The organism is Staphylococcus ratti (assembly GCF_020883535.1).
Lineage (GTDB): Bacteria > Bacillota > Bacilli > Staphylococcales > Staphylococcaceae > Staphylococcus > Staphylococcus ratti.
The window spans coordinates 1,666,429-1,690,345 of sequence record NZ_CP086654.1 but is presented as its reverse complement, the minus strand read 5'-3'; the positions used below and the strand labels follow the sequence as shown (position 1 = coordinate 1,690,345).

At 35.1% G+C, this 23,917-nt stretch carries 18 protein-coding genes, 2 tRNA genes and 1 pseudogene; 12 read left to right on the top strand and 9 right to left on the bottom strand.

From position 1 onward, the window contains the following. The first annotated feature begins 12 nt into the window (after positions 1 to 12). From LN051_RS08095 to LN051_RS08085, 3 genes are all read left to right on the top strand, one after another. Positions 13 to 1,170 (top strand): MFS transporter, encoded by a 1,158-nt coding sequence (locus LN051_RS08095; protein WP_229292037.1) that lies wholly within the window; start codon positions 13 to 15, stop codon positions 1,168 to 1,170. Beyond that, complete coding sequence (locus LN051_RS08090; protein ID WP_229292036.1) at positions 1,160 to 1,825, top strand: SagB/ThcOx family dehydrogenase; 666 nt, start codon at positions 1,160 to 1,162, stop codon at positions 1,823 to 1,825. Before LN051_RS08095 ends, LN051_RS08090 begins: the two co-directional genes overlap by 11 nt. A 221-nt stretch (positions 1,826 to 2,046) precedes the next feature. Then, complete coding sequence (locus tag LN051_RS08085) at positions 2,047 to 2,187, top strand: hypothetical protein (protein WP_229292035.1); 141 nt, start codon at positions 2,047 to 2,049, stop codon at positions 2,185 to 2,187. Between the two features lie 437 nt (positions 2,188 to 2,624). On the opposite strand, the pseudogene LN051_RS08080 reads toward LN051_RS08085, so the two are convergent. Beyond that, positions 2,625 to 3,768, bottom strand: a pseudogene (locus LN051_RS08080) (IS3 family transposase). Positions 3,769 to 4,275: 507 nt separating this feature from the next. Here LN051_RS08080 and LN051_RS08075 point away from each other — a divergent pair. Beyond that, on the top strand, positions 4,276 to 4,605 hold the full coding sequence (locus tag LN051_RS08075; protein ID WP_229292034.1) for a fibrinogen-binding protein: 330 nt from the start codon (positions 4,276 to 4,278) through the stop codon (positions 4,603 to 4,605). A 312-nt stretch (positions 4,606 to 4,917) separates the two neighbouring features. Beyond that, positions 4,918 to 5,205: an SH3 domain-containing protein gene (locus LN051_RS08070; RefSeq protein ID WP_229292033.1), complete on the top strand. Its 288-nt coding sequence runs from the start codon at positions 4,918 to 4,920 to the stop codon at positions 5,203 to 5,205. Between the two features lie 938 nt (positions 5,206 to 6,143). Here LN051_RS08070 and LN051_RS08065 read toward each other — a convergent pair. The 4 genes from LN051_RS08065 to LN051_RS08050 all read right to left on the bottom strand — a co-directional run bounded on the left by LN051_RS08065 (position 6,144) and on the right by LN051_RS08050 (position 8,907). After that, positions 6,144 to 6,899 (bottom strand): trypsin-like serine peptidase, encoded by a 756-nt coding sequence (locus tag LN051_RS08065; protein ID WP_229292032.1) that lies wholly within the window; start codon positions 6,897 to 6,899, stop codon positions 6,144 to 6,146. Between the two features lie 514 nt (positions 6,900 to 7,413). Next, positions 7,414 to 7,502, bottom strand: a tRNA-Ser gene (locus tag LN051_RS08060). A gap of 1 nt (position 7,503) precedes the next feature. After that, positions 7,504 to 7,578: transfer RNA gene (locus tag LN051_RS08055), tRNA-Asn, on the bottom strand. 501 nt (positions 7,579 to 8,079) lie between these two features. Next, positions 8,080 to 8,907: a trypsin-like serine peptidase gene (locus LN051_RS08050; protein WP_229292031.1), complete on the bottom strand. Its 828-nt coding sequence runs from the start codon at positions 8,905 to 8,907 to the stop codon at positions 8,080 to 8,082. A 770-nt stretch (positions 8,908 to 9,677) separates the two neighbouring features. Between LN051_RS08050 and LN051_RS08045 the strand changes: the two genes are divergently transcribed. Genes LN051_RS08045 through LN051_RS08035 form a run of 3 tightly spaced genes read left to right on the top strand, consistent with a single transcriptional unit; the run spans position 9,678 to position 11,666 of the window. After that, positions 9,678 to 10,235, top strand: coding sequence for a GNAT family N-acetyltransferase (locus LN051_RS08045; protein ID WP_229292030.1), 558 nt, complete (start codon positions 9,678 to 9,680; stop codon positions 10,233 to 10,235). 11 nt (positions 10,236 to 10,246) lie between these two features. Further along, complete coding sequence (locus tag LN051_RS08040) at positions 10,247 to 10,888, top strand: ABC transporter ATP-binding protein (RefSeq protein WP_229292029.1); 642 nt, start codon at positions 10,247 to 10,249, stop codon at positions 10,886 to 10,888. 1 nt (position 10,889) lies between these two features. Next, on the top strand, positions 10,890 to 11,666 hold the full coding sequence (locus LN051_RS08035) for an ABC transporter permease (RefSeq protein WP_229292028.1): 777 nt from the start codon (positions 10,890 to 10,892) through the stop codon (positions 11,664 to 11,666). 24 nt (positions 11,667 to 11,690) lie between these two features. Here the strand turns inward: LN051_RS08035 and LN051_RS08030 are convergent, their stop codons facing one another. Next, positions 11,691 to 12,629, bottom strand: a complete 939-nt coding sequence (locus tag LN051_RS08030) for a 1,4-dihydroxy-2-naphthoate polyprenyltransferase (RefSeq protein ID WP_229292027.1) — start codon at positions 12,627 to 12,629, stop codon at positions 11,691 to 11,693. A gap of 171 nt (positions 12,630 to 12,800) precedes the next feature. Here LN051_RS08030 and LN051_RS08025 point away from each other — a divergent pair, with 171 nt between their 5' ends. From LN051_RS08025 to menB, 4 genes are read left to right on the top strand one after another with little or no spacing between them, the layout of a single operon-like run. Next, positions 12,801 to 14,153, top strand: a complete 1,353-nt coding sequence (locus tag LN051_RS08025; RefSeq protein WP_229293652.1) for an isochorismate synthase — start codon at positions 12,801 to 12,803, stop codon at positions 14,151 to 14,153. A gap of 1 nt (position 14,154) precedes the next feature. Beyond that, complete coding sequence (gene menD, locus LN051_RS08020) at positions 14,155 to 15,828, top strand: 2-succinyl-5-enolpyruvyl-6-hydroxy-3-cyclohexene-1-carboxylic-acid synthase (RefSeq protein ID WP_229292026.1); 1,674 nt, start codon at positions 14,155 to 14,157, stop codon at positions 15,826 to 15,828. Further along, the gene (gene menH / locus LN051_RS08015; protein ID WP_229292024.1) at positions 15,815 to 16,657 is read left to right on the top strand and encodes a 2-succinyl-6-hydroxy-2,4-cyclohexadiene-1-carboxylate synthase; all 843 of its coding nucleotides are present in this window, start codon (positions 15,815 to 15,817) and stop codon (positions 16,655 to 16,657) included. The genes menD and menH overlap by 14 nt, the downstream gene beginning before the upstream one ends. Next, positions 16,623 to 17,441 carry a 1,4-dihydroxy-2-naphthoyl-CoA synthase gene (menB, locus tag LN051_RS08010; RefSeq protein ID WP_037565961.1) on the top strand — a complete coding sequence of 273 codons (819 nt, stop codon included), beginning with the start codon at positions 16,623 to 16,625 and terminating at the stop codon, positions 17,439 to 17,441. Before menH ends, menB begins: the two co-directional genes overlap by 35 nt. Positions 17,442 to 17,737: 296 nt before the next feature. On the opposite strand, the gene LN051_RS08005 is transcribed toward menB, so the two are convergent. From LN051_RS08005 to LN051_RS07995, 3 genes are all read right to left on the bottom strand, one after another. Then, positions 17,738 to 18,904 (bottom strand): aminotransferase class I/II-fold pyridoxal phosphate-dependent enzyme, encoded by a 1,167-nt coding sequence (locus LN051_RS08005; protein ID WP_229292021.1) that lies wholly within the window; start codon positions 18,902 to 18,904, stop codon positions 17,738 to 17,740. 69 nt (positions 18,905 to 18,973) lie between these two features. After that, entirely contained in the window at positions 18,974 to 19,981 is a 1,008-nt protein-coding gene (locus LN051_RS08000) for an acyltransferase family protein (RefSeq protein WP_229292020.1), read from the bottom strand. A 122-nt stretch (positions 19,982 to 20,103) separates the two neighbouring features. Beyond that, the gene (locus tag LN051_RS07995) at positions 20,104 to 23,859 is read right to left on the bottom strand and encodes an N-acetylmuramoyl-L-alanine amidase (RefSeq protein WP_229292018.1); all 3,756 of its coding nucleotides are present in this window, start codon (positions 23,857 to 23,859) and stop codon (positions 20,104 to 20,106) included. Positions 23,860 to 23,917: the final 58 nt, after the last annotated feature.

Genomic DNA, 23,917 nt, shown 5'->3' with positions numbered 1-23,917 from the left:
TGAGGAGGAACAATGAACACAAATATAATGATTTATATGATTTCTTATGCTTTAATCATACTTGGAAACAGTGCTACATTTGTAGCGGTGTATTGGACGATTGGTGAAAAATCAACGTACTCGATCTTAGCACTAGTTGTTTCTGTTGTATTTTTTATTAGGTTTATAACTTCCAGGATTATTACGAATAAGATTGATAAATTTAATCACGTTAAATTATATAGAAACCTATTTGTAATTAGAATAATCACTTTAGCAACAGCATTGTTATTATTAAATTTAATGCATGATATCCTTGTAATTTGTGTATTAACAATCATATTGAATTGCTTAGACGTGGTCAGCGGTTCGATATCGCCGAAATTTGTTAAGAGTTTTGGTGAAGCGTTAATCGTTAAAATGAATTCATATTTATCAATAATAGAAAAAGTATTATACGTATTAGGAATGATATTAGGTTCAGTACTCATCGCAAGAGTAGACATTAATGTTATTATTTATATAGAAATCGTGATGTATATTATAAGTTTAGTTTTAATTATATCAATATCTAAAGTATTGTCTGAAAATTACGAAAAAGTTTCAGGAGAAGAAAGTGCCTCTAAATATGATATAGCAATTGTGAACTATATATTAGTTATTGCGATCGCTGCAAATGTTATGATAACACCATATACAACTTTGATTATTCCTTATATAAGGGAAAGGTTAGGCGTGAACCCTGACATATTTACTGCGACTGAAATATTTATGATGTTTGGTGGTATCTTATCGGGCGTATTAATTTCAAAATATGTAACGTTGGATTCTCGCAAATCAGACAAACTATTTATTTTTAGCGCTTTATTGCAAGGATTTTTAATAACGGGGCTTTCATTCAATTCAAATATAATTATTTACTTTGTATTTATGTTTGTATTAGGTGCATGCATTACATCGTTTAATATTCCATTATCGATTATTTTGCAAAATAATATACCAATAAAATCAATAGGGAAAGCTAAATCTCATATTATAAGTATATCTACAGTGTTTTCTGCATTGTCATATTTAATATCTTCGGCATCAATTAATTATGTAGATATTTCATTAATTTATTTTGTTTTTCCTATAATTGGTATTATGATGTTAATCGTTTATAAGTTTTTAAGGAGGAAGAATGAAGTATAAACAATTTTATTGGGAAAGTTCACTAAATGATAAAAATTATAATGAATTCAATGAAAGAATAAAAGTGTACTATGAAAAATATCGAAGCAATAAAGAGAAAAAGAGTTATACAGAATTAAAAAATAAATCTGCACTAAATAATTTATTTATAAAAAGAAAAACTTCCAGGGATTTTAAAGTTGCAATAGCTAAAGACGAGTTAAACAACTTATTAGATGCAACATTTAATATATCCTATCCTTCCGCCGGAGCGCTATATGGGCTAGAAATCTATTGTTTTGTGATAAATGTAAAAGGCCTAACACAAGGTGTATATAAGATGGAGAAGGAAGGGGAATTAACAATATTTGCTGAAACAAATGATATGAAAGAATTGATAAATACATTAACTTTGAATTATTACCTCATTGATTGTAGTAGCTGTTACTTTATAATAGTTGCACATACCGAAACTTATATACAAAAGTATGGGGAAAGAGGGTTTAGGTTTGCCCTTCAAGAAAGTGGGCATTTGGCACAGAATATTGTATTAAAAGCAACTGAATTAAGTCTGCGGACATTTATAAGTGGAGGGTATATAGAAGAAAGGTACGCAGAAGTACTAGATCTTTCAAAAGACGAGTTCGTAATTTATGAAATTGCTATAGGGAAATAAAATGTTATTTTGATTGTTAATATACTAATTTATAACGTCAGAAACTCTTAGATAATTTTGTTCGAACTTAAAATAATATCTAAGAGTTTATGGCCTTATGTGTATATATTTTATCTTGTCTAAATACATTCTTTTCGATTTACAGTGATGAAGATCGTTTACCAACATATTCAGAAGAATAGCTTATTATGCTATAATTTAAGTATATAGAAGTGGTAAATATGATTACAATTACGTCTACTGAGTCAGAAGAACAATATGATGCAAGAACAGGAGAGTTCGCTTTTAAAAAAAGAATAGAAAATAAAGGAGAGCCTCGACCATTTGAAGAATTTGCAGAAGAATTAAAAATAGAATTGTAAGATATATGTTTAATTGATATAACTTAAAAGGTGATGTGGTAATTATGAAAATTAATGTATTTATAAATTAGCTCGAAATAATAATGAGAGCGAGCAAGAATTCATTAATTTGATAAGTGAAATAATGGTTGAATATGAAGATAAATTGAAAAATTTGGTGGAAAGATAAGTGAAATAAAGAAAAAAGACTAATGTACAGAAATAGCTGTGTGTTAGTCTTTTTTGCGCAATATAAGTGCGAAACAAAGAATCCTGAGTTTAGGGATCTTTTAAACAAAAAGAAAAGTTGATAAAATATACTGTTTGTTGTTGGCAAAAGAATGGAAACGAATTACAATAAATTTAATTGATAAAATATACTTCTTATAAATGAGGTGAAACTTCAATTTTATCACGGAAAGCAAGTCGAAAAAACACTAGAAACACTAGGTGGTATGTCAACAGATTTCTAGGCAGTTTTTATAGAAACTATCTTTGTACGCTTTCGGCGTCAGATAATTTAATACACTATGAGGTCGAATGTTGTTATACCAATTAACATAATCAAACAATTCGAGTTTTAAGTGATTAAGAGATTTAAAATCATACTGTTTAATGAATTCAGTTTTTAACGCTTTAAATGTACTTTCAGCTACTGCGTTGTCATATGGACATCCTTTCATGCTTAAAGATCTTTTGATACCAAAGGTATCTAGTACATCATCAATCATATGATTATCAAACTCTTTTCCTCTGTCAGTGTGAAACATTTGTACGTCTCTTAAATCGTGTCTAATGCTACTAAGTGCCTTGGATACAAGCGCGCTGTCTTTCTTTGATCCTGCGCTATGCCCAACAATCTCACGGTTAAAAAGATCAATAAATAAACATATGTAATGCCATTTTCCAGCCACTTTTACATATGTCAAATCACTGACAAGAACTTCCAATGGTTCTTTTCTATTGAAACTTCGATTTAATTCATTATTGATTTCGCGTTCACTTGAGCGAGAAGGAAATGATTTATACTTCGATGTCGTATAAGAAGATACTAATTTATTTGCTTTCATAATACGTCCTATACGTCGTCTTGAAACATTTAAACCATTTTTGATAAGTTCATTTTTAATCCTTCTTGTTCCAAAACATTTGCGATTAGAATTGAAAATCTCGATAATTTTATCGCTAATTTCCTTATCTCGATCATCTTTTTCAACGTTGGGTGATTTGTTAATTTCGTAATAGTAACTACTTCTAGAGATTTGCAGGACTTTGCACATTGCTGATACTGAATATTTATTGGCATTCTTTCGAATGACATCTATTTTCGTCCCATGATCAGCGCTGCTTGCTTTAAAATATCATTTTCCATTTTCAATTGTTGATTTTCTTTACGTAATTTTCTTAGTTCTTTTTCTTCATTAGTTAAGCTATCTTGATGGTTAAATGAACCAGTATTTTGATGTTGCTTAATCCATTTCCCTAACGTCGAAGGTGTTAAATCATATTCACGAGCAATTTCATTTCTAGGTTTACCGTTTTCATAAAGCTTTACATTTGTAATTTAAATTCAGGACTGAAAGTTCTTCTCTCTCTTTTCATAAAAATCGCCTACTTTCTTAATTTAACAATATCTATTCTCATAGAATTTGTCCAACTAAGTGTAGACGATTCAAAATTTAGAAGTGAGGAATATCTAGGTATAACAATAAAATATTTAATAAGTCATTTACCTTGTAGTTTTTAAGTATTTTAGCGCAATGGCTACCGATAAAAATAATATTCTTGTTATTAGGAGTCTCATTTTTAATTGTAAGTATATTAGTGTGTAGGGATGCTCGAAAAAAATGAGATTGTTTGAATGTCATTTTTAAGGCATTGCATAGGTCTAATAAGAATTATTTACAATATAAAAGATGAATTCAAAAGGTGTTCGGGATGATGTCTCAGCACCTTTTTATAATTGCGTACATATACCCTAAAAATTGCGCATAAATTTATCATAAGAGTTAATGTATAATTAATAATTGATTAAGCCTCTGTTAATTCATTTAGAATAACCTTTACTATACAATAGCTAATGTAATTGAAATTATGGAGGAATGAATTATGAAAAATAAATTTATGGTGAAATCTTTACTTACATTGGCTGCGGTTGGAATCGCGACGACAACATTAGCAACAAATACTGATGCAAAGGGTTATGGTGCACGTTCAGAGGTTAAAACTTCGTATAAAACAGATGCTTTTTCTGATGCAGATCGACAAGCAAGAATAGCAAAAGCGAAAGTTTTAATCGCAGAATTTGATCAAAAACGTACTGTAAAATCTCACAGAGCAGCTCAAAAAGCTGTTAACTTCATTATTTTTGATAAAGAAGATAAAAAGTTATTACAAAATAGAATTAATATGATCTTAAAACAAGGACTTAAGAAATAATATTTAGGAATGTTTGTAAATTTTACGAGTGCGTACTTTGCTACGCTCTTGTAGAAAATATGTTTATTTAATTACCTATATGTATTTAACCACCCATGCACATCTTTGGGTGGCTTTTTTGTGTAGTATTTAATAAAAATAAGTTATAAAATTTATTTCATAGACAAAAACGTATTTTTATGGTGGCTTTAATAATGAGGTATAGAACCTTAAAAAGTTTTTCATCACTAATCCTAATACGATTGCTTTAGTTTAATTTATTTACTGGTACTTCATTCACAAGTATATCATTGGTTTTAGAGTTGGTGGAGCATGAAAGCGCAACAACTATGGAACGTATTATATGACAGAGAGGCAACATTTGTATGCGCTGGTAATGCTATCGCAACACGTGTAGGCGCACCGTTCCGTACAACTAAATTAGGCTATTGGTTCAAAGCTAACGGCAATGTCAATTATGATGAAGTATGCTTGCAAGACGGGCATGTACGGATTGGCTTTAATTGGAAAGGTGTACGTTATTATATGCCAATCCGCATATGGATTGGCGCAGCACCGCTTAACAATAGTGTCGGGCTATTATGGGGAAGTATAAAATAACAAAGTGTGTTATCATCGAAAAATCGGTATGTGCAATTAGAAAAGAAAAATCTAGAAAAGGGGAGTGGGACAGAAATCTATTTGATTTCGTTGTCCCACCCCCACAAGGCTGACTAGGGTTGAAAGGAGCTGGTAAGCGAAGTTTCAATCCAGACAGCTACTGTGACTTTTTAACTGTTATTCTCTCATTAAATGCGGGACAGAAATCTATTTGATTTCGTTGTCCCACCCCCACAAGGCTGACTAGGGTTGAAAGGAGCTAGTAAGCGAAGTTTCAATCCAGCCAGCTACTGTGACTTTTTAACTGTTATTCTCACATTAAATGTGGGACAGAAATCTATTTGATTTCGTTGTCCCACCCCCACAAGGCTGACTAGGGTTGAAAGGAGCTGGTAAGCGAAGTTTCAATCCAGACAGCTACTGTGACTTTTTAACTGTTATTCTCTCATTAAATGCGGGACAGAAATCTATTTGATTTCGTTGTCCCACCCCCACAAGGCTGACTAGGGTTGAAAGGAGCTAGTAAGCGAAGTTTCAATCCAGACAGCTACTGTGACTTTTTAACTGTTATTCTCACATTAAATGCGGGACAGAAATCTATTTGATTTGGTTGTCCCACCCCCACAAGGCTGACTAGGATTGAAAGGAGCTAGTAAGCGAAGTTTCAATCCAGACAGCTACTGTGACTTTTTAACTGTTATTCTCACATTAAATGCGGGACAGAAATCTATTTGATTTGGTTGTCCCACCCCCACAAGGCTGACTAGGATTGAAAGGAGCTAGTAAGCGAAGTTTCAATCCAGACAGCTACTGTGACTTTTTAACTGTTATTCTCACATTAAATGCGGGACAGAAATCTATTTGATTTCGTTGTCCCACCCCCTCTTTTTTTATTTTATAACCAATTATAAAAATATTGTTTAGCTCATGTATTTTAATTATTTATTGGCCATTATAAAATCATATAAATCATCTTTAAATAAGAATCCACCTGCATGATTGCTTGTGTGACCATAGGTGCTACTATTTATACCTACAACTTCGTTATTTTTATTAAATAAAGGAGATCCAGAATTACCAGGGACTGAAATAATGTCTGCTACATAGATACGTTTGTTATTAAAACCATATTTTAATAATTTACCGTCAGAACCCCACATTATATTTCGGTCTTTGTTTCCTGGATAACCAGCGATATGAAATTGATTGTCGGCAGAATTTTTCATCCATTCTTCATCAATATAATTAGCATTTACTATTTTTGCTGGATTTACTACTTTATCTAAAGGTAAGTTATCCTGAGAAGGTTTAACCTTTATAATAGCTACATCATCGTCTGAATTTGGAGCAGGAATAACAGAAACAAGTTCATAATTTCCTAAGACTTTCTTACCACTATTATTATAATTGATTCCTAGCGTAAATGTTCCTGTAATTCCATCTTTTAGATTTTTTGCTACGTGTTTATTAGTTAATATTGTATCACTACCTATAACAAATCCTGTCGCTGAAGGACCGTTGCTAAAGTTAATTCTACCAACAATATTATGAGGAGCCTTGTCAGAACCAGTTATTGGATAAACACTTTCTTCTGCTGCAGATACTACTGAATTTACCGGATGTTCTGGTGCAAATACTTGGGGTAGTGCTAATAACATTAATAAAAATAAAGCCAATTTTTTACAAAAATCCATTGCAAAACCTTCTTTCTTTTCATTTATTTGTATTACAAAATTAGAATACTTCAAACCCTATTGAAAAGCAATATAAATTACTAGGCGTTGTATTTATTTTTTATTAATAATATTTTTACCAGAGATATTATTGATATTTTACTAGAAACTAATAACCCACTGGCTTAGCAATAAAGGCTGTATCCAAATAAAGAGTATATGCTTAAGAGTAACTCACCAGTCATGTATACTAGTTAAAGGTCTTAATTCAACTTAACAAAAACTAACGATATTTAAAAAAAGCAACCTGTAAAATGGTCGCTTTTATTTGTAAGTTACGAAACCATTGCAAAAGCAGTCGAATAGAAACAACACTTATCTTAATGTCACGAAGTATTGAAATTGTATCTTCGGTATCATTCTCGTGACATTTTTATTTTAAAACAGATATTAATCAAAAATAAAAAGAACGCTGTCGTAACAGCGTTCTTGATAGTTTTAAGAAAACGAATATTAACCATTGTTTCCTAACTAGCGGAAACGGAGGGATTCGAACCCTCGCGCCGCTTTCGCGACCTACACCCTTAGCAGGGGCGCCTCTTCAGCCAACTTGAGTACGTTTCCATGGCTCCACAGGTAGGACTCGAACCTACGACCGATCGGTTAACAGCCGATAGCTCTACCACTGAGCTACTGTGGATTTATGTTATTTTTTGTAAGCACAGATACTATTATATCAATTCAATTGGAGAAATCAAGAGCTAAAATTAAAAAAGTTAACGTAATATTTACACTATACGTTCCGTTATTCAGTTAGAATTACATATTGAACAACAAAATATATAACGATAAGCATTATTTTAAGACATGGTACTTACTTATGCAATTGTGTAATGGATATAGTTTGTTATAGAATAAGTGGCCATACGTTGATCGCATTTAATGATTAAGAAGTACTTAGGCAATATAAAAAAGAGGTGAAGAACATGCCTATCGTAGATGTTCTCCACCTTAAAGTAACTTTATTTAAAACGCAGTTATTTGTAATAAGAAATTTGAAAAATGGCTTGGCTACCACACTGGTCTGTGGCTAGATATGAGCTACTTCAATGCGTTCTAAAGATAACATTTGTTTAAATTGCTTTTTACATCGTCACTTCGACAGATATGTTGTTAAGTTAGGCGTTAGATTATTTTATATTTATAACGCGTGACCTTTGTAGTTTTTTAAATTATTTTTTAACCAAGGATATATTTCTTGGTTAAATTGAATAAACCCTGTAGCATGACGGTCTCCAAAGGATAATATACCTATAACTTTATTATCTGAGAGGTCTATTGCTGAAGCACCTGATTGTCCGCCAGCTGAGTAAAAGTTCGTTTGAAACATGTTGTGGATTCTGTAGTTACCTACGACTGTACCTACGGATTGCCAAGGTGTTCTGTTGAATCTGTAATGTTTCACTTTATCTCCTGGATATCCTACAGTTAAAATTTTAGAGCCCTTAACTTGGTCAGCTTTTTTAACTTTTAATGGTTCAACAACGTCGCCAATATGTTGTCCTTTTTTATTAGGTGCTACTTTTATAATAGCAATGTCGTATCCAAAATGTAGGTAATTTTCGATATTTTCCTCATTCATATAACCTTCGTGGACTTTTATAGATTTTACTTTGAATTTTCCATACGGTGCTTGTTTACCGTTTTGAGCAGGTGTAGCCGTTACTTCAGTTGCATAACCACCGCGTAATGTTTCTTTTATGCCGTAAACGACATGAGCAGCAGTTACAATAGTGTCTTTGCCTATAACTGTACCTGTTCCTATTTCATGGATACCCTTTTCTCTTGTTCCTTCAAAGTTGCCGAATTTTGCATCTAATGCAACAACAGATCTATAAGGTGCACGGTCCATATTTTTGACATATTCTCGCGTATCAGATTGATTTGCTGCTTCTGCATGGCCTTGGAAAACACCAGCAACGAGCAATAATAATATTAAAAATAGTTTTGTTTTTAAATGCGCATTCATTTCTTAGATGATACCTCCATAAATGTTAATGTGTAATGATTGATTTGGAGTATTACAAACAATGCTTCTTGAGTTAAGGCAATGTTTTAATACAGTATTAAAAATCAATATCTCTCGTTGTGGACGGTAAGTAGTTGCGATTTATGGCATATCATCTTTAGAAGTGTTGCTGTTCAAAAGAACATGCGGCGTGGAAGTTTTGGAAAGCTGAATATGACGTTTCCAAAACAGGTATTTCTTCATTTTGTATTTTATGTAGTTCATACTCGATCTAATGTACGCTATCGTCGTATCGTATGAATAGAACGATTATCTAACGTTATTTTGCCAAGCTTATAGGCTTCAAGAATCTTATTTACAAAATTATCGTATTTTCCCTTAAGTGTCCTTATATTGTTATTCCCTAAACATGAGGGCAATTAAAATATTAAAACCCAATTTTTTATATACTTACACTTCGTAAGTTGTCCATTATATGTTGACTGTAATGATATAGTTCTTTAAATCTATATAGCTTGTGTGTACTCCTCTCTATTAATGGACATCTTAAAGTTACATGAACGGGTATGAAAAAGCAATTTTTGTGTCTAGGTATCCTATATTGCACGTTAGAACGCGTTTTTAGTTCTTTTCTAATATACGTATCAGCAATCTAAAAGTTTAATCTTTCATTTAGACACGCATGTTGCTTTATTTTAAAAGTGAGACGCTTATTTTATATTAAATTGGGGAAAAATAAAAAAACTTCTTATTTCTAAAGGAGCGATAGGATGATACGAGAAGCTAAAAAAACAGATGCGCAAGAGATTGCTGAATTGTCTTATATTATTTGGAAAGATATGGAATTAGAAATTGTAGAAAAGTACTCTGAAACAGAAGTCGTTAATGTCATTCAACAAAGTATTACTGAAATTCCTTATCGTAATAACTATCAGCATATACATATTTATGAAATCGAAAATAAAGTTGCTGGAATGATTATTGCATATAGCGCAGATAAAGAACTGGCTTACGAACACGCATGGGCAGATTTAGATAGTGCGAAATATTTAACTTTATCTACAAATACACCTTTACCTGTGAAAGAGGCCGAGGATAAAACTATTTATATAGAATCCATAGCAACTTTTCCGAAATATAGAGGACGAGGCATCGCTAAAAAATTAATGAAGCATATTATTGATAAATATGAGGGAGAAACACTAAGTTTAAACTGTGATCAATCGAATCATTTGGCTAGAAATTTTTATGAAAAAATGGGTTTTGAGGTAACGAAGCAAAAACAATTGTATGGTCATAATTACGATTATATGACGTATCAAAATTAAGGAGAGATGAGATGCTTAACTTAAACAACGTGAGTTACCATGTGGAAGATCAACGCATTTTAAACCAAATTAATCTTAACGTTAAGCAAGGTGAAGCCATTGCTGTCGTAGGTGCTTCGGGAAGCGGTAAAAGTACGTTACTACGAATTATTGCAGATTTAATTTCCCCAACTGAAGGTAATATATTATTTAAAGGTCATGCTTATAAAGACTATACACCTGAGAGCTTAAGACAACGTGTCAGTTATTTACCTCAGAGACTAGAATTATTTGGTGATACGATACAGGATAATCTTGCATTTCCGGCATTAGCACGTCAAGAATCTTTTGATAAAAAGCGTGCAAAGATGCTTTTAGAAGCGGTTGGACTTAAAAAGTATAAATTGAGTGCGTCGGTGCAACGAATGTCTGGAGGAGAGCAACAACGTGTAACGATTGCGAGACAATTGATGTATCAACCAGAGTTGTTACTTTTAGATGAGGCGACAAGCGCACTAGATGATAAAAACAGCCGTTTAATCGAACAACTTATTTTTAACATGGTTAAAGAAGGGACTTCTGTCCTATGGATTACCCACAATACAGCGCAAAGCAAACGACAATTTCATCGTATTGTAACGTTACATAATGGTGAAATTGAGCAGGAGGCGTAATATGACGACAAGTTCATTGCTTTTAACATCTCTATTGTTACTTATTCCTATTTTTATTTCGTATAAAGAAAAATTACGGATTTCTAAAGATTTGGTTATTGCGGCTTTACGGGCAGTGATTCAACTTGTCCTTATTGGTTATTTACTTGAATTCGTGTTTCGCGTTAAAGATACGTGGATTGTACTTGCACTGATACTTGTCATTATGATAAATGCAGCTGCCAATACGAAAAAACGTGCATCCAAAGTGATGCATCATGTATTTTGGATATCATTTATAGCGATTATGGCAGGTGCTATTTTATCATTAGGAGGCGTTTTATTAACGGGCGCAATTGATTTTACACCTAATGAAATGATTCCTGTTGCAGGGATGGTTGGCAGTAATGGTATGATTGCAATAAATTTAAGTTATCAAAATTTGAATCGTATTTTTACGAAAGAAACAGCATCCATCGAGGCGAAATTGTCACTTGGAGCGACGCCATCATTAGCGGCTAAAGATGCAATTCGTGAAAGTATAAAGGTTGCCATTGTGCCAACCATTGATTCCGTTAAAACGTATGGGTTGGTTTCGATACCGGGAATGATGACAGGTTTGATTATTGCAGGTGTGCCGCCGCTTCAAGCGATAAAGTTTCAGCTAATGGTAGTATTTATTCATACAACTGCTACGATTATTTCTGCACTTGTTGCTACTTACTTAAGTTATCGACAATTTTTCAATTATCGTCATCAATTAATTCACATGAAAAAGACCGAAACAAATCCCACTTAATCGAATAATTAAGTGGGATTTGTTTTAAATGTTACCTAATAAGGCGCTAATATAAATGCCGAGTGCATAAAGCAAGCCGAAAAACGTATTGGTTTTTCCAGTAGCAATCATAGCAGGCATCATTGTTTCAGGCGTGTCATTTTTCTTGAAACGTCGGTAAGCTTTTATCGGCCAAGGGAAGCTGAGTAAAACGAGTAAAAAGAATATCGAGCCTCCTGGTACAAAAAAGACAGTATAAATGACCCAAACGTAAGCAACAATATACATTGCCGCTAAAACATGCAAAGATAAGCGTTTACCTAAAAGAATAGGTAGAGTACGACGTCCGCTATGCTTGTCTTTAACACGGTCACGAATATTGTTTCCCATATTGATCAGTCCGATTGTAATGACAATTGGCATACTCATCCAAACAACAGTTCCATTGACATGGCCAACTTGAATGAAGAAGGCGATTAAAATAATAATCATGCCCATAAACAAACCGGAAAAAATTTCTCCAAAAGGCGTCCATGAAATTGGGAATGGACCACCTGTATAGAGGTAACCAATAGCCATACACAACAAGCCTACCGGAATGAGCCAAAATGAAGTTTGGGCAGCTAAAAAGAGCCCTAAAATCGCTGCGATAATATAAAAAGCAATCGCTAAATTAAAAATAGACTTTGGTGTCATTCCATGGCGTACGATAGCACCGCCAATACCTACAGATTCATGGTCGTCTAGACCTTTTTTAAAGTCGTAATATTCATTAAACATATTTGTTGCCGCTTGAATTAATAAACAAGCGAGTAACATTGCTAAAAAGAGCCAAATATTAATACGATCTTCACTGCCGAGTTGGAAAATTTTAGCAATAGCTGTTCCAACCAAAACAGGGATAATAGCAGCAGTTAGTGTATGAGGTCGCATTAATAACCAATACTTACGAACGGTTGAATGTCGCTGAAATTGATTCACCATATTGAACAAAACCTCGATTGATTAAATTGTTTATACAAAAACAGTATAGGAAAGTTTAAGGATGAAATCAATAACTAACTCTGTGAATTAAGCAATGTTCCACACATTTAACATTAAAAAATGTTAAAATAAATTTTAATGGATTATGATTATGAGAAAGAAGTGAGAGAGATGACTGTTGACGTTGGTGAGCAGGAAATCATTGACGCAATAGCGAACACAGCGAAGACTTGGGTATCCATAGAGGTACGTTTACCACGTAAATTGGATCCCGTTACGTTATTTAAAAAGACCTATCAAGAAGCGGGCAACCGCTTTTATTTTCGGTTGAATGATAATGAAACGACTTACTTTGGGTGTCGCGTTGCCAAGAAGTTTAAAAATAATGAACAGAGCAAGACCTCAATTTTTAAAGAATGGGATAACTTTAAAGAAGATATTGTTTACATACATCCGCATTCTGAACGGCATCATTTACGTATCTGTGGGGGTTTTCAGTTTTCAACGGAACGCACAGATGTAGAATGGCAGCAATTTGGGATGAATCATTTTATATTACCAGAAATATTGATTTCTCATAGAGCGGGAGAAACGTTTTTAACTTATACAGTACCTAAAGCAGCTTTTTCTTATCAGCGTTTTAACGAATGGAAAGTGTTTTTCAGTACATTAGAAGCAACGTCTTTATCAATGATTGAAGGTGTACCAGAAATACGTACGCAAGAAGATTTAGATGTTGAGGCATGGGAACGCTTAGTTGATGATACCATTCAACAACTTGATGTCGATGAAAAAATAGTCTTATCACGTCGTCGAGCGATTAAATTTGATGACAAAATTGAAGTAGCTACCGTACTTAATCGTGCATTAAAAAACGAAAAAAATAGCTATTTATTTGTTTTAGAGTCTGGGGAAGACTGTTTCATCTCACAAACACCTGAACAATTGTTTAAAGTGCATAACGGCATGTTGTCCACTAAAGCGGTGGCGGGCACGATTAAGAGAACGCAAGATGTAAAGAAAGATCAGTCACGTGTTCAAGCTTTTTTACAAGATGATAAAAATTTAGGGGAACACCACATTGTTGTGGAAAGTATTCTTGAAGATATTAAACCATTTGTAAATGAAGTCAACTATAATACAACACCAAGTATTTTGAAAAATGATCATTTATATCATCTGTATACAGAAATAGGAGGCCCTTTAGTGACATCCAATTATATTGAATTAATTGATGTAATGCATCCGACGCCTGCTTTAGGCGGTTATCCTAAAGCACGTGCAGTAAAATATATTGATATGCACGAATTTAATGCGCGTGGTTTGTATGGAGCACCTGTTGGTATGATTGATACGTATAATGATAGCGAATTTATTGTTGCGATACGCTCAATGCTCATTCAAGGTAAGCAAGCTTTACTTTTTGCAGGTGCGGGTATTGTCAAAGATTCAGATGCTAAAGCAGAAGTATATGAGACTGCCTTGAAATTTAGTCCAATGATGGACGCGTTAGGGGTGAAATAAATTGGATCATGCACAACAACAATTAACAGAACAAGTATTTTATTTTGTATCAGAACTTTATGCATATGGTGTTAGAGAAGTAGTCATTAGCCCGGGTTCTCGTTCAACGCCGCTTGCAATTGCATGTGAATGTCATCCTGAAATGAAAACATGGATTCATCCAGATGAACGTAGTGCAGCATTTTTTGCATTAGGTTTAATTAAAGGAAGCCAGCGACCAGTTGCCTTAGTGTGTACTTCTGGTACTGCTGCTGCAAACTATTTGCCTGCTGTGGCAGAAAGTCATATTAGTCGTTTGCCACTCGTTGTTTTGACCAGTGATAGACCACATGAGCTTCGAGAAGTCGGCGCACCTCAAGCCATTAATCAAGTTAATATGTTTGCCAATTACGTTCATTTTCAATTTGATATGCCTATTGCAGATGGGACGCAATATACATTAGATGCGATACGTTACCAGCTTCAAAAAGCAAGCCAATATTTTGTAGGTCCACATCAAGGACCGATACATTTTAATATGCCATTTAGGGAGCCATTGACGCCAGATTGGTCACGGACGGATTTATTGACGACGCATACTTATACGCTACCTAAATACCAAAAAGCTATTGATCCTACGCCTTTAAAACAGACATTGAAACAAATTAAAGGATTGATTATCGTAGGAGATATGCAACACCAAGATGTCTCACAATTATTAACTTTTGCTACAGAATATGATATGCCTATTTTAGCGGATCCATTAAATCCTATACGACGTACGCAACATCCAAATGTTATTGCAACGTATGATTTGTTACTACGTTCAGGATTAGAACTAGAAGCAGATTTTGTAATACGTGTTGGGAAACCGGTAGTTTCTAAAAAGCTGAATCAATGGTTGAAACGGACGAATGCAACACATATATTAGTTCAAAATAGTAAGGACATAGATGCTTTCCCTAAAAAGCCAGATTACTTTTACGAAATGTCTGCGAACGACTTTTTCAGATCATTGAACACATTAGAAAGCACCTATCGCAAAGTATGGTTGAAACATTGGCAACAAATGGAATTACAGGCGAGAGAAAAAATTACCTATCATCAAAAGCAAGCATTGGATGAGGCAGGATACATTTCACGTTTACTAGATAAATTAGATCATACGGATAATCTTTTTGTAAGTAACAGTATGCCTATTCGTGATATAGATAATTTGTATTTTGATTGTGAATTTGGCGTTTATGCTAACCGAGGCGCAAACGGAATTGATGGGGTCGTTTCTACAGCTTTAGGTATGGCTGTGCATCAGAAGGTAACATTATTGATTGGTGATATCGCTTTTTATCATGATATGAATGGCTTGTTAATGTCGAAATTAAATGATATTCATATGAATATTATTTTAGTTAATAATGACGGCGGGGGTATTTTCTCATATTTGCCTCAGAAAGAAGCAGCAGCGCCACACTTCGAACGCTTATTTGGTACGCCGACAGGATTAGACTTTGAACATGCAGCGCATTTATATCACTTTTGTTATAAACGTTTTTCAGATGTCCAATCTTTTGGTTACGTTGAACTTAATGCAATGTCGGGCACATTATACGAAATTATCACGGATCGTGCAGAAAATTATGAGGTACATCAAACTTTGTACGAACAATTAAGTGAGGTTGTCAATGTTACATTATAAAGTTTATGAAGCAAAGCAACCGTCAAATACGGTGTGTATTTTATTACATGGTTTTATGAGTGATAGTTCTATATTCGATCAGCACATCGCGACACTTACAAAATCAGTTAAAGTAGTTACAGTAGATTTGCCAGGACATGGTAAAGATGAGTCGAGTTTAGAAGAACAATGGCACTTTCAATGGATTGCGGAACAACTTTATCAAGTGATACGTGAAGTGAAAGAAGCATGTGTCGTTTTACATGGATATTCTATGGGAGCACGTGTAGCGCTTTATTACGGTTGTTATTATCCTGAATTGTTGAATGGTTTAATTTTAGAAAGTGGTTCTCCAGGCATTGACGACGGATTACAACGAGCGGAACGTTCACAAGTAGACGAAGCACGTGCTAAAGTACTTGAATTAGCGCCTTTTGAAACATTTGTTAAAGATTGGGAACGATTGCCATTATTTCAGTCACAACGTTTCTTAGATGAGGCAGAGCAACAACGTATTCGACAAATGCGGCTTCGCCAATCTCCAGAAAAACTGGCAAAAGCATTACGTGAATATGGTACAGGCGTCATGCCTAATTTATGGGGAACGTTAGAAAATTTACGTATGCCAGTGCAACTGATAGTTGGGGAATGGGATGAAAAATTTGTGAGCATTGCCCAAAATATGTTGCCGGCGCTTCAACATGGCAAACTTGACGTTGTGCCACAAGTGGGCCATACAGTTCATGTGGAAGATGTTGCGAAATTTGATACAATAACATTAGATTTTATTAAAGGTTTAAATGAGGAGGACAACGATGGAAAGACAATGGGAAACATTAAAAGAATATAAAGAAATTAAATATGAATATTTTGAAGGGATTGCTAAGGTAACGATTAATCGTCCTGAAGTACACAATGCGTTTACACCAAACACTGTACATGAAATGATCGATGCTTTTACACGTGCACGTGATGATGAGCGTGTCGGTGTGATTATTTTAACAGGTGAAGGCGACAAAGCATTCTGTTCTGGTGGGGACCAAAAAGTACGTGGCCACGGTGGCTACGTAGGTGATGACCAAATTCCACGTTTAAATGTTTTAGATTTACAACGTTTAATCCGTGTCATTCCAAAACCAGTCATTGCAATGGTTAAAGGTTATGCGATTGGTGGCGGTAATGTTTTACAAGTCGTTTGTGATTTGACAATCGCAGCGGACAATGCGAAGTTTGGTCAAACAGGGCCTAAAGTAGGTTCATTTGATGCTGGTTATGGTTCAGGATACTTAGCGCGTATTGTTGGTCATAAAAAAGCGCGTGAAATTTGGTACTTATGTCGTCAATATGATGCACAACAAGCATTAGATATGGGTATGGCGAACACAGTTGTACCATTAGATAAAATTGAAGATGAAACGGTACAATGGTGTAAAGAAATATTACAACATTCACCAACAGCTTTACGTTTCTTAAAAGCGGCGATGAACGCAGATACAGATGGTTTAGCAGGTTTACAACAATTTGCTGGAGATGCAACATTGCTATACTATACAACAGATGAAGCGAAAGAAGGACGCGATGCGTTTAAAGAAAAACGTTCACCAGACTTTGATCAATTCCCTAAATTTCCATAAGTATATATAACAAACAAGGATATAGTAATAATGTCCTTTGAATATTAAACTACCGACAAAGTTAAGCTTTGCCGGTAGTTTTTGTATATAAGCGATAGTTTACAATCGTCACAAAAAAGCACCTCAACATGCTAGAATAATATTTGGTCAGCCAACCAAAATCAACTACACGAAGAGATGCTATAAAATGTCATCAGACATCAATAGTCTAGCACATATAAAATGAAATTGTAAACGTTATATCGTTATTGCATCGAAGGGATGTACCGCATCGACAACGCACGCGAGCATGTTTTTTAGACTTCTGGATAATGCGTTTTTAAATATGTTTTGAGACGGTCCATACCTTCTTTTAATGCATCAATATGGTAAGCATAAGAAATGCGTATATAACCTTTGCCACAGTCAGTAAAGGCAGAACCTGGTACAATTGCTACACCTGCTTTTTCTAAAACATCCACGCAAAAATCAAGATCATTTTCAGTGAAACGAGTAATTTTTGGAAAAATATAAAAAGCGCCTTGAGGGATAGATTCAAGTTCAAAACCCATTTCAGTCAGTGCATCAACTAAATAGTTACGACGTTCAATATAGATATCATTCATTGCTTTTGGCGCTTCTACGCCTTCGGTAAGTGCAGCTATCGTTGCGACTTGAGCAGGGACATTCGCACAAATACAGTTATAAGCATGCATAAATGTGAGTTTATCAATTAAATATTGAGGCCCTGCTAAAAAGCCAATGCGCAGCCCCGTTGCGGAGTGAGATTTGCTTAATCCATTGATAAGCAATAATTGATCGTGTAGCACTTCAAATTGGGCAAATGATGTGTGCGTACCATTTAATGTGTTCTCAGCGTAAATCTCATCGCTAATGACAAAAACGGGATATGTTTTCAAACAATCGACAAGCGCTTGAACTTCTTCAAAACTCAATGTCGTTCCAGTTGGATTAGAAGGATAATTAAGTAACACGACTTTTGTTTTATGCGTGATATGACTTTGAAGCAGCTCTGGCGTAAGTTTGAATTGTGTCTCTCGCGTGTCGATAATGACAGGTTTTCCCCCTAAAGCTTGAATTAATGGAAGATAGCCAGCATAAACAGGCCCAGGTAATAATACTTCATCACCAGGATTTAAAATACAACGCAAACTCGTATCCAGTGCCTCAGAAGCGCCATTTGTTATAATAATAGATTCGGCATCGAAGTTGGCGTGATAACGAGACTTGAGAAATTGAGCTACGGCGTGTCGTGTTTCGACTAAACCTTTATTGTGTGAATACGTAGTTAAATTGTTAGAAATGGCATCTTGATAGGCTTTTTTCACGATTTGTGGCATCTCAAAGTCAGGCTGGCCTATTGTTAAATTAATGACATTATCCATTTTATTGATTAGGCTTGAAAATTGACGTATACGTGGTGCGTCCAAATATTTGGAATGCGCATTAAGTTCTAATTTCATAGCATCACATCCTAAAAAGAGAAGTTACATCAAAGCATATCATACTTTGAGTAACTTCTCTCGAGTTGTCTATGAATAAGGTTTAAATTGGGACGGCTTTTGTAAGTGAACGAATGGGTTCGTCCATTTTGCAACAAGGTCTGTAGACCATAACCATACAATAAATATGGAAAGTACAAAGTTATAAAGAATACCGAGTGCAGGATAATCAATAAAAGGAAACAAATTATAACCACGAATTGCACCAATAAATAATCCGTGTAATAAGTAGACGTACATCGTTCTCGACCCGATATAGGTCCATTTATATTGTTTCTCAGGAATCAAATTTAAGAACGCAAACATTGTAGAGAAAATAATCAAATATAATATTAAGCGTTTGAGCGGACTCAAAAGCACATTCCATCCGTCGGTATGTGTGTAAGGAGAACTTCCAAGTAACCATGATGAATCGATAGGGTGGACGTAATATATGATAAAAAATACGACAAGCACTACCAACGACAGTGGAGCAAATGTTTTTATACGAATCACACGGCTGAAATTTTCACTTAGGATATAACCAATATAAAAAATAGGGAAAAACACTAATGTTCGGGACCAACTGAGATAGCTATCAATATTAGATGAAAACCCAGCTAAAATCGCAATTAAAATCGCTATAGGTAATACATAGATAGGATTATAATTTCTAATCACGACAATAATGATATTAAAGAAAAAGAGTGTCAGTAAAAACCATAATGCAAATACGGGATCAAATGGATCTAAGCCAATTGAACTGTTTTTCCCAGTAATAAAGTAATACAGTGAGAAAAACGCAAAAAAGATAAGATAAGGCCCGAGTAACTTTTTACCTACTTTTTCAATATACCCTGATTGGCCGACATTTTTGGCGAAATAACCGGAAATAAAAAGGAACGCTGGCATATGAAAACTATAAATTGTTAAATATAATGCGTTAATCGCTGGATGCGTACTGTTATAAGGTTGAATCAAGTGTCCAAATACAACTAGGAAAATAAGAACTGCCCGCGCATTGTCGAAGAATGCATCACGTTTCATTGCATGTGCCATGGGATAAGTACTCCTTTAAAATCGTTACTATAAATGTATTACATTGTAAGGGGTTAATGCAATTAAAAAAGAGGATAGGACACTTTAATGTCCTAACCTCTTAATGAACTGTGATAAATGGATTAACTTTTATAATGATCTACGTCAAAGTATTTACCAACGGCGCCTACTTGGTCATAGAATTGTTTCATACGGCCTGCATTGTGATGAGCCCAACTAATATCTGTGGCGTATTGATGAACACCTGGATTTTCTGGATTCCATCTCATGCGATATAAAGTGTTTTGACCCGCGCCAATGTAGCGGTTTTTGATGAAGCCTGCACCACCAACGATAGCTTTTTCAACAGTATCCCAACCATATTTTTCAGCAGTTTTAAAGCCTCCGCGAATCGCGTCAGTATCCACAGCACCAATACCAAACATATTGTAGTATTTACGTGTTGAGTTTGTGATTACTTTATTATTTTCATCGACATAGCCACCATTTGCAAGTGTAGATGTGCCATTGCCTGTTTCTAATAAAGCATGTGAAATAAGGTAAATTTCATTGATGTTATTGACTTGCGCTGCTTCTTTAAATGCTGCACCTTGTCCAGCTAAAATACCTTTTCCAACTAATAATTTATCGAGTTGAGCGGCATCTAAACCTTGGTATTTATCTAATTTTAAGAATTGATATTTTTGGACAGGGTCTTTTTCAAATGCTGTTGTATCCATCGCATTTGCAACTTCTTCACGTGTTGCATCAACCCATTTACCCGGTTCTCTTTGAATTTGTGGTTTGTAAGACAAGTTGATTTGCTTGTCTACTGCTTCGTCTAATGTATATGGCGAATTAAAGTAACGCGTAAGCTGCGAGCGTAAATCTGATGATTTAACCCAAGCGACTGTACCGTCATTAAACTTACCATAATACCATGTGACACCATTTACGAGTGCAGCGCGTTGTGCATTGAAAATGCTTTCGTAATAACTAGATAAGTTACCTTTTGCTTTGGAGTCATTGAAATTAGCGAAATATTGACCGTTACGATTGTAAATGACATAATCTACAGGTTTAGTTAAAGTTTTAACTTGTGTCGGTGTTGACTTAGGTTGAACAGCAGCTTGAGCTGTTAAGTCATTTTTATTTAACCAACCCGTTTTTTGATTCACATTACCGAAGAGGTAAGTGTCTTTTCCAACAAGTACGGATTTTGTAGCAGTGAATGTACGGTTAGTAAGATTTTTTAGTGAATCAATACGCTGTTTTGCTGTCCCCCATGGCACAGAATAGAGTCCATTATTATTACTGTTTACCATATATTGTCCTGCCGCTGGGACTTCTTTACCTAAATTACGTGTTACAACATCTTCAACTTTGAACCAACCAAGTGGTGTATTGTTCGTGTTTTGTAATAATACGAAGTTTTGATTATTTGCTGATGCAGTTTTAGTAATTTTATAAGTACGATCAGCATGCTGTGAAGCCTCTTTAGCTGTTGGATCATAAATCGTTGCACGAATGCCTGAAGTTGTAGGTTTAAGTTGACCCATCTGTGAAACCGTTTGAGCAACTTGTTGAGTTGCTTTAGGTGCTGATAAAACTGATTGGTTGACCCAACCTGATAAATTGTTGGCTGTACCATAAACGTAAATCGCGTTTGCAATTTGTTTTTGTTGTGTTGCTTTAAAGTTTTGAGCACCTTTACCTGTCACTTTACCGGCATATTGCGCAGCTGTTCCCCAAGGCACAGCATATAATTGTGTACCAGCAGGAATTGAGAAATTCTTGTTAATTTTAACAGCAGGTTGGCTTGTACGGTAATCTACATCTGACTGTTTGACCCAACCGAGGTTTGTACCTTTGTTGTAGTCAGATACTAGATAGAACTGTTCACCATTGAGTGAAGCTTTTTTTGTAACATTTAACGTTTGATTTGTTGCAGTTGTTTTCTTTCCTGAAGCATCATAAACAGATGCATATAAACCATTATTTTTAGCATTAATGCGACCTACGCCAGTATCTGCTGCTACTTTTAATTGATTTGTAGGTGCAGATAGAAGTGATTGATTAACCCAACCAGATGTATTGTTGGCAGTACCATAAATGTAAATTGTATTGGCAATTTGTTTTTGTTGTGTTGCTTTAAAGTTTTGAGCACCTGTACCTGCTACTTTACCGGCATATTGCGCATTTGTTCCCCAAGGGACAGAGTACAATTGTGTGCCAGCAGGGATTGAGAAATTCTTGTTGATTTTTACAGCAGGTTGACTTGTACGATAATCAACATCTGATTGTTTGACCCATCCTAAATTTGAACCAGTATTATAATCAGATACGAGATAAAAATGATTGCCATTTAACGATGCTTTTTTAGTGACGTTTAACGTTTGATTTGTGGCTGTCGTTTTCTTACCGTTAGCATCATATACCGTCGTATATAAGCCGCTATTCTTAGCATTAATGCGGCCTACACCTGTATCATTATTTACAGTTAACGGTGAAGTAGGATTTGTTGTACCACCACCGCCAGGCGTATTAGTAGGTGAGGCTAAGCCCATTTTAACTTGATATTTCTCATTGATTAAGTCGTATAATTCGTCGTACGAATACCCATGTGATTGAAGGTAAGCGTGTGGATCGGTGTGATCTGTGCCACCTAAAAATCTAGAAACAGCATCATGTGTCCATACTGTACCTTGACCATCATATTCAGCACTATCTGGACGTAAATTATAATATTGTAAATTTGTTGCTGCATAATCCGCAAAGTTGTTCATTTGACGTGCGAATTTATCGTAACCGTATACGTGAACAAGTTCGATATTAATGAAACGCTCATTGGCTTGTGGTCCTGCACCCCATGAAAGGTAATCTGTAGGTTGTGTTTCAATGATTCTTTGGTCATTGATAAAACCATGCACGAACGCACTTTGATAGTTATTTTTCATGTAGTTGATTTCGCCTTCGATCGTTGAATTTGGATTGGCTGTATCATGGACAACGATACCTTCAGGACGACCTACACCATTGCGGTAGCCATATTTAGGGAAGTAACTTGTATAGTCTTCTTCATATTTCGGTACCGTGTAATTTTGCTTTCGAATATAGTCGTTGATTTGTGATGCTACTTGTGGCTTATACTTTGCTGGTGCAGTAGCACGTGTAGCAGATGCACGGAAAGTAGGGGCGTTTGTAGAATTCGCTGATAATGTTGCTGGCCCCCCTTTACCTCCAACACGAGCTGGCGTAGGACCGTTTGGATTGGTATTAATATTTGTTGTATTAGCTCGTACAGAATACGTATTCGGTTGCGCAGAGAACGATTGAATTGCTTCAGAGTTATTTTGATCTAATTGTGACTGGCTTTGCGTATTTTTTGATTGTACATGTGCGTTTTGCTCAGTAGACTGAACGCTTGATGTTTCAGTTTGAGCTGCTGGCTCAGAAAATGTATGCTCAGTTGATTGAGCTGATTGATTTTCTGTAGTTTCATCTGTTTGTGCATAGGCTTCAGGTGAAACTTGTGCGTCGTTGTGCAAGTTAATGTGATTGTCTTCGGAACTATCTGTTGATGTAGTATCATTTTGTGCAGTAGGAGATGCTTCACTGCTTGTTGTTGCCGTACCATCTTTTGCTTCATTAGTTGTTTCGTTTGTTGAAACTTGAGATGGGTCTTGATAAGCTTGTGTGCCAGAAACAGTAGACTGTTGTGACGTCGCTTCGGTTTTAGCTTGTTCAGCTTGTTGTAACGCTTTTTCGCTGTCTAACACTTTTTCCGGAGTTGTTTGTGTCGTCGTTTCAGCTGCGTCAGCATGATGTGCTGAAATTGCTGTTCCTGCAATCGTCAATGCAATAATAGAAGGCGTTTTATACCCAATTTTTTTAACCATTTCATTACCCCTTTTATCTTTAAGATAGTATAAAGTTAATTGATATCATTATATAGCG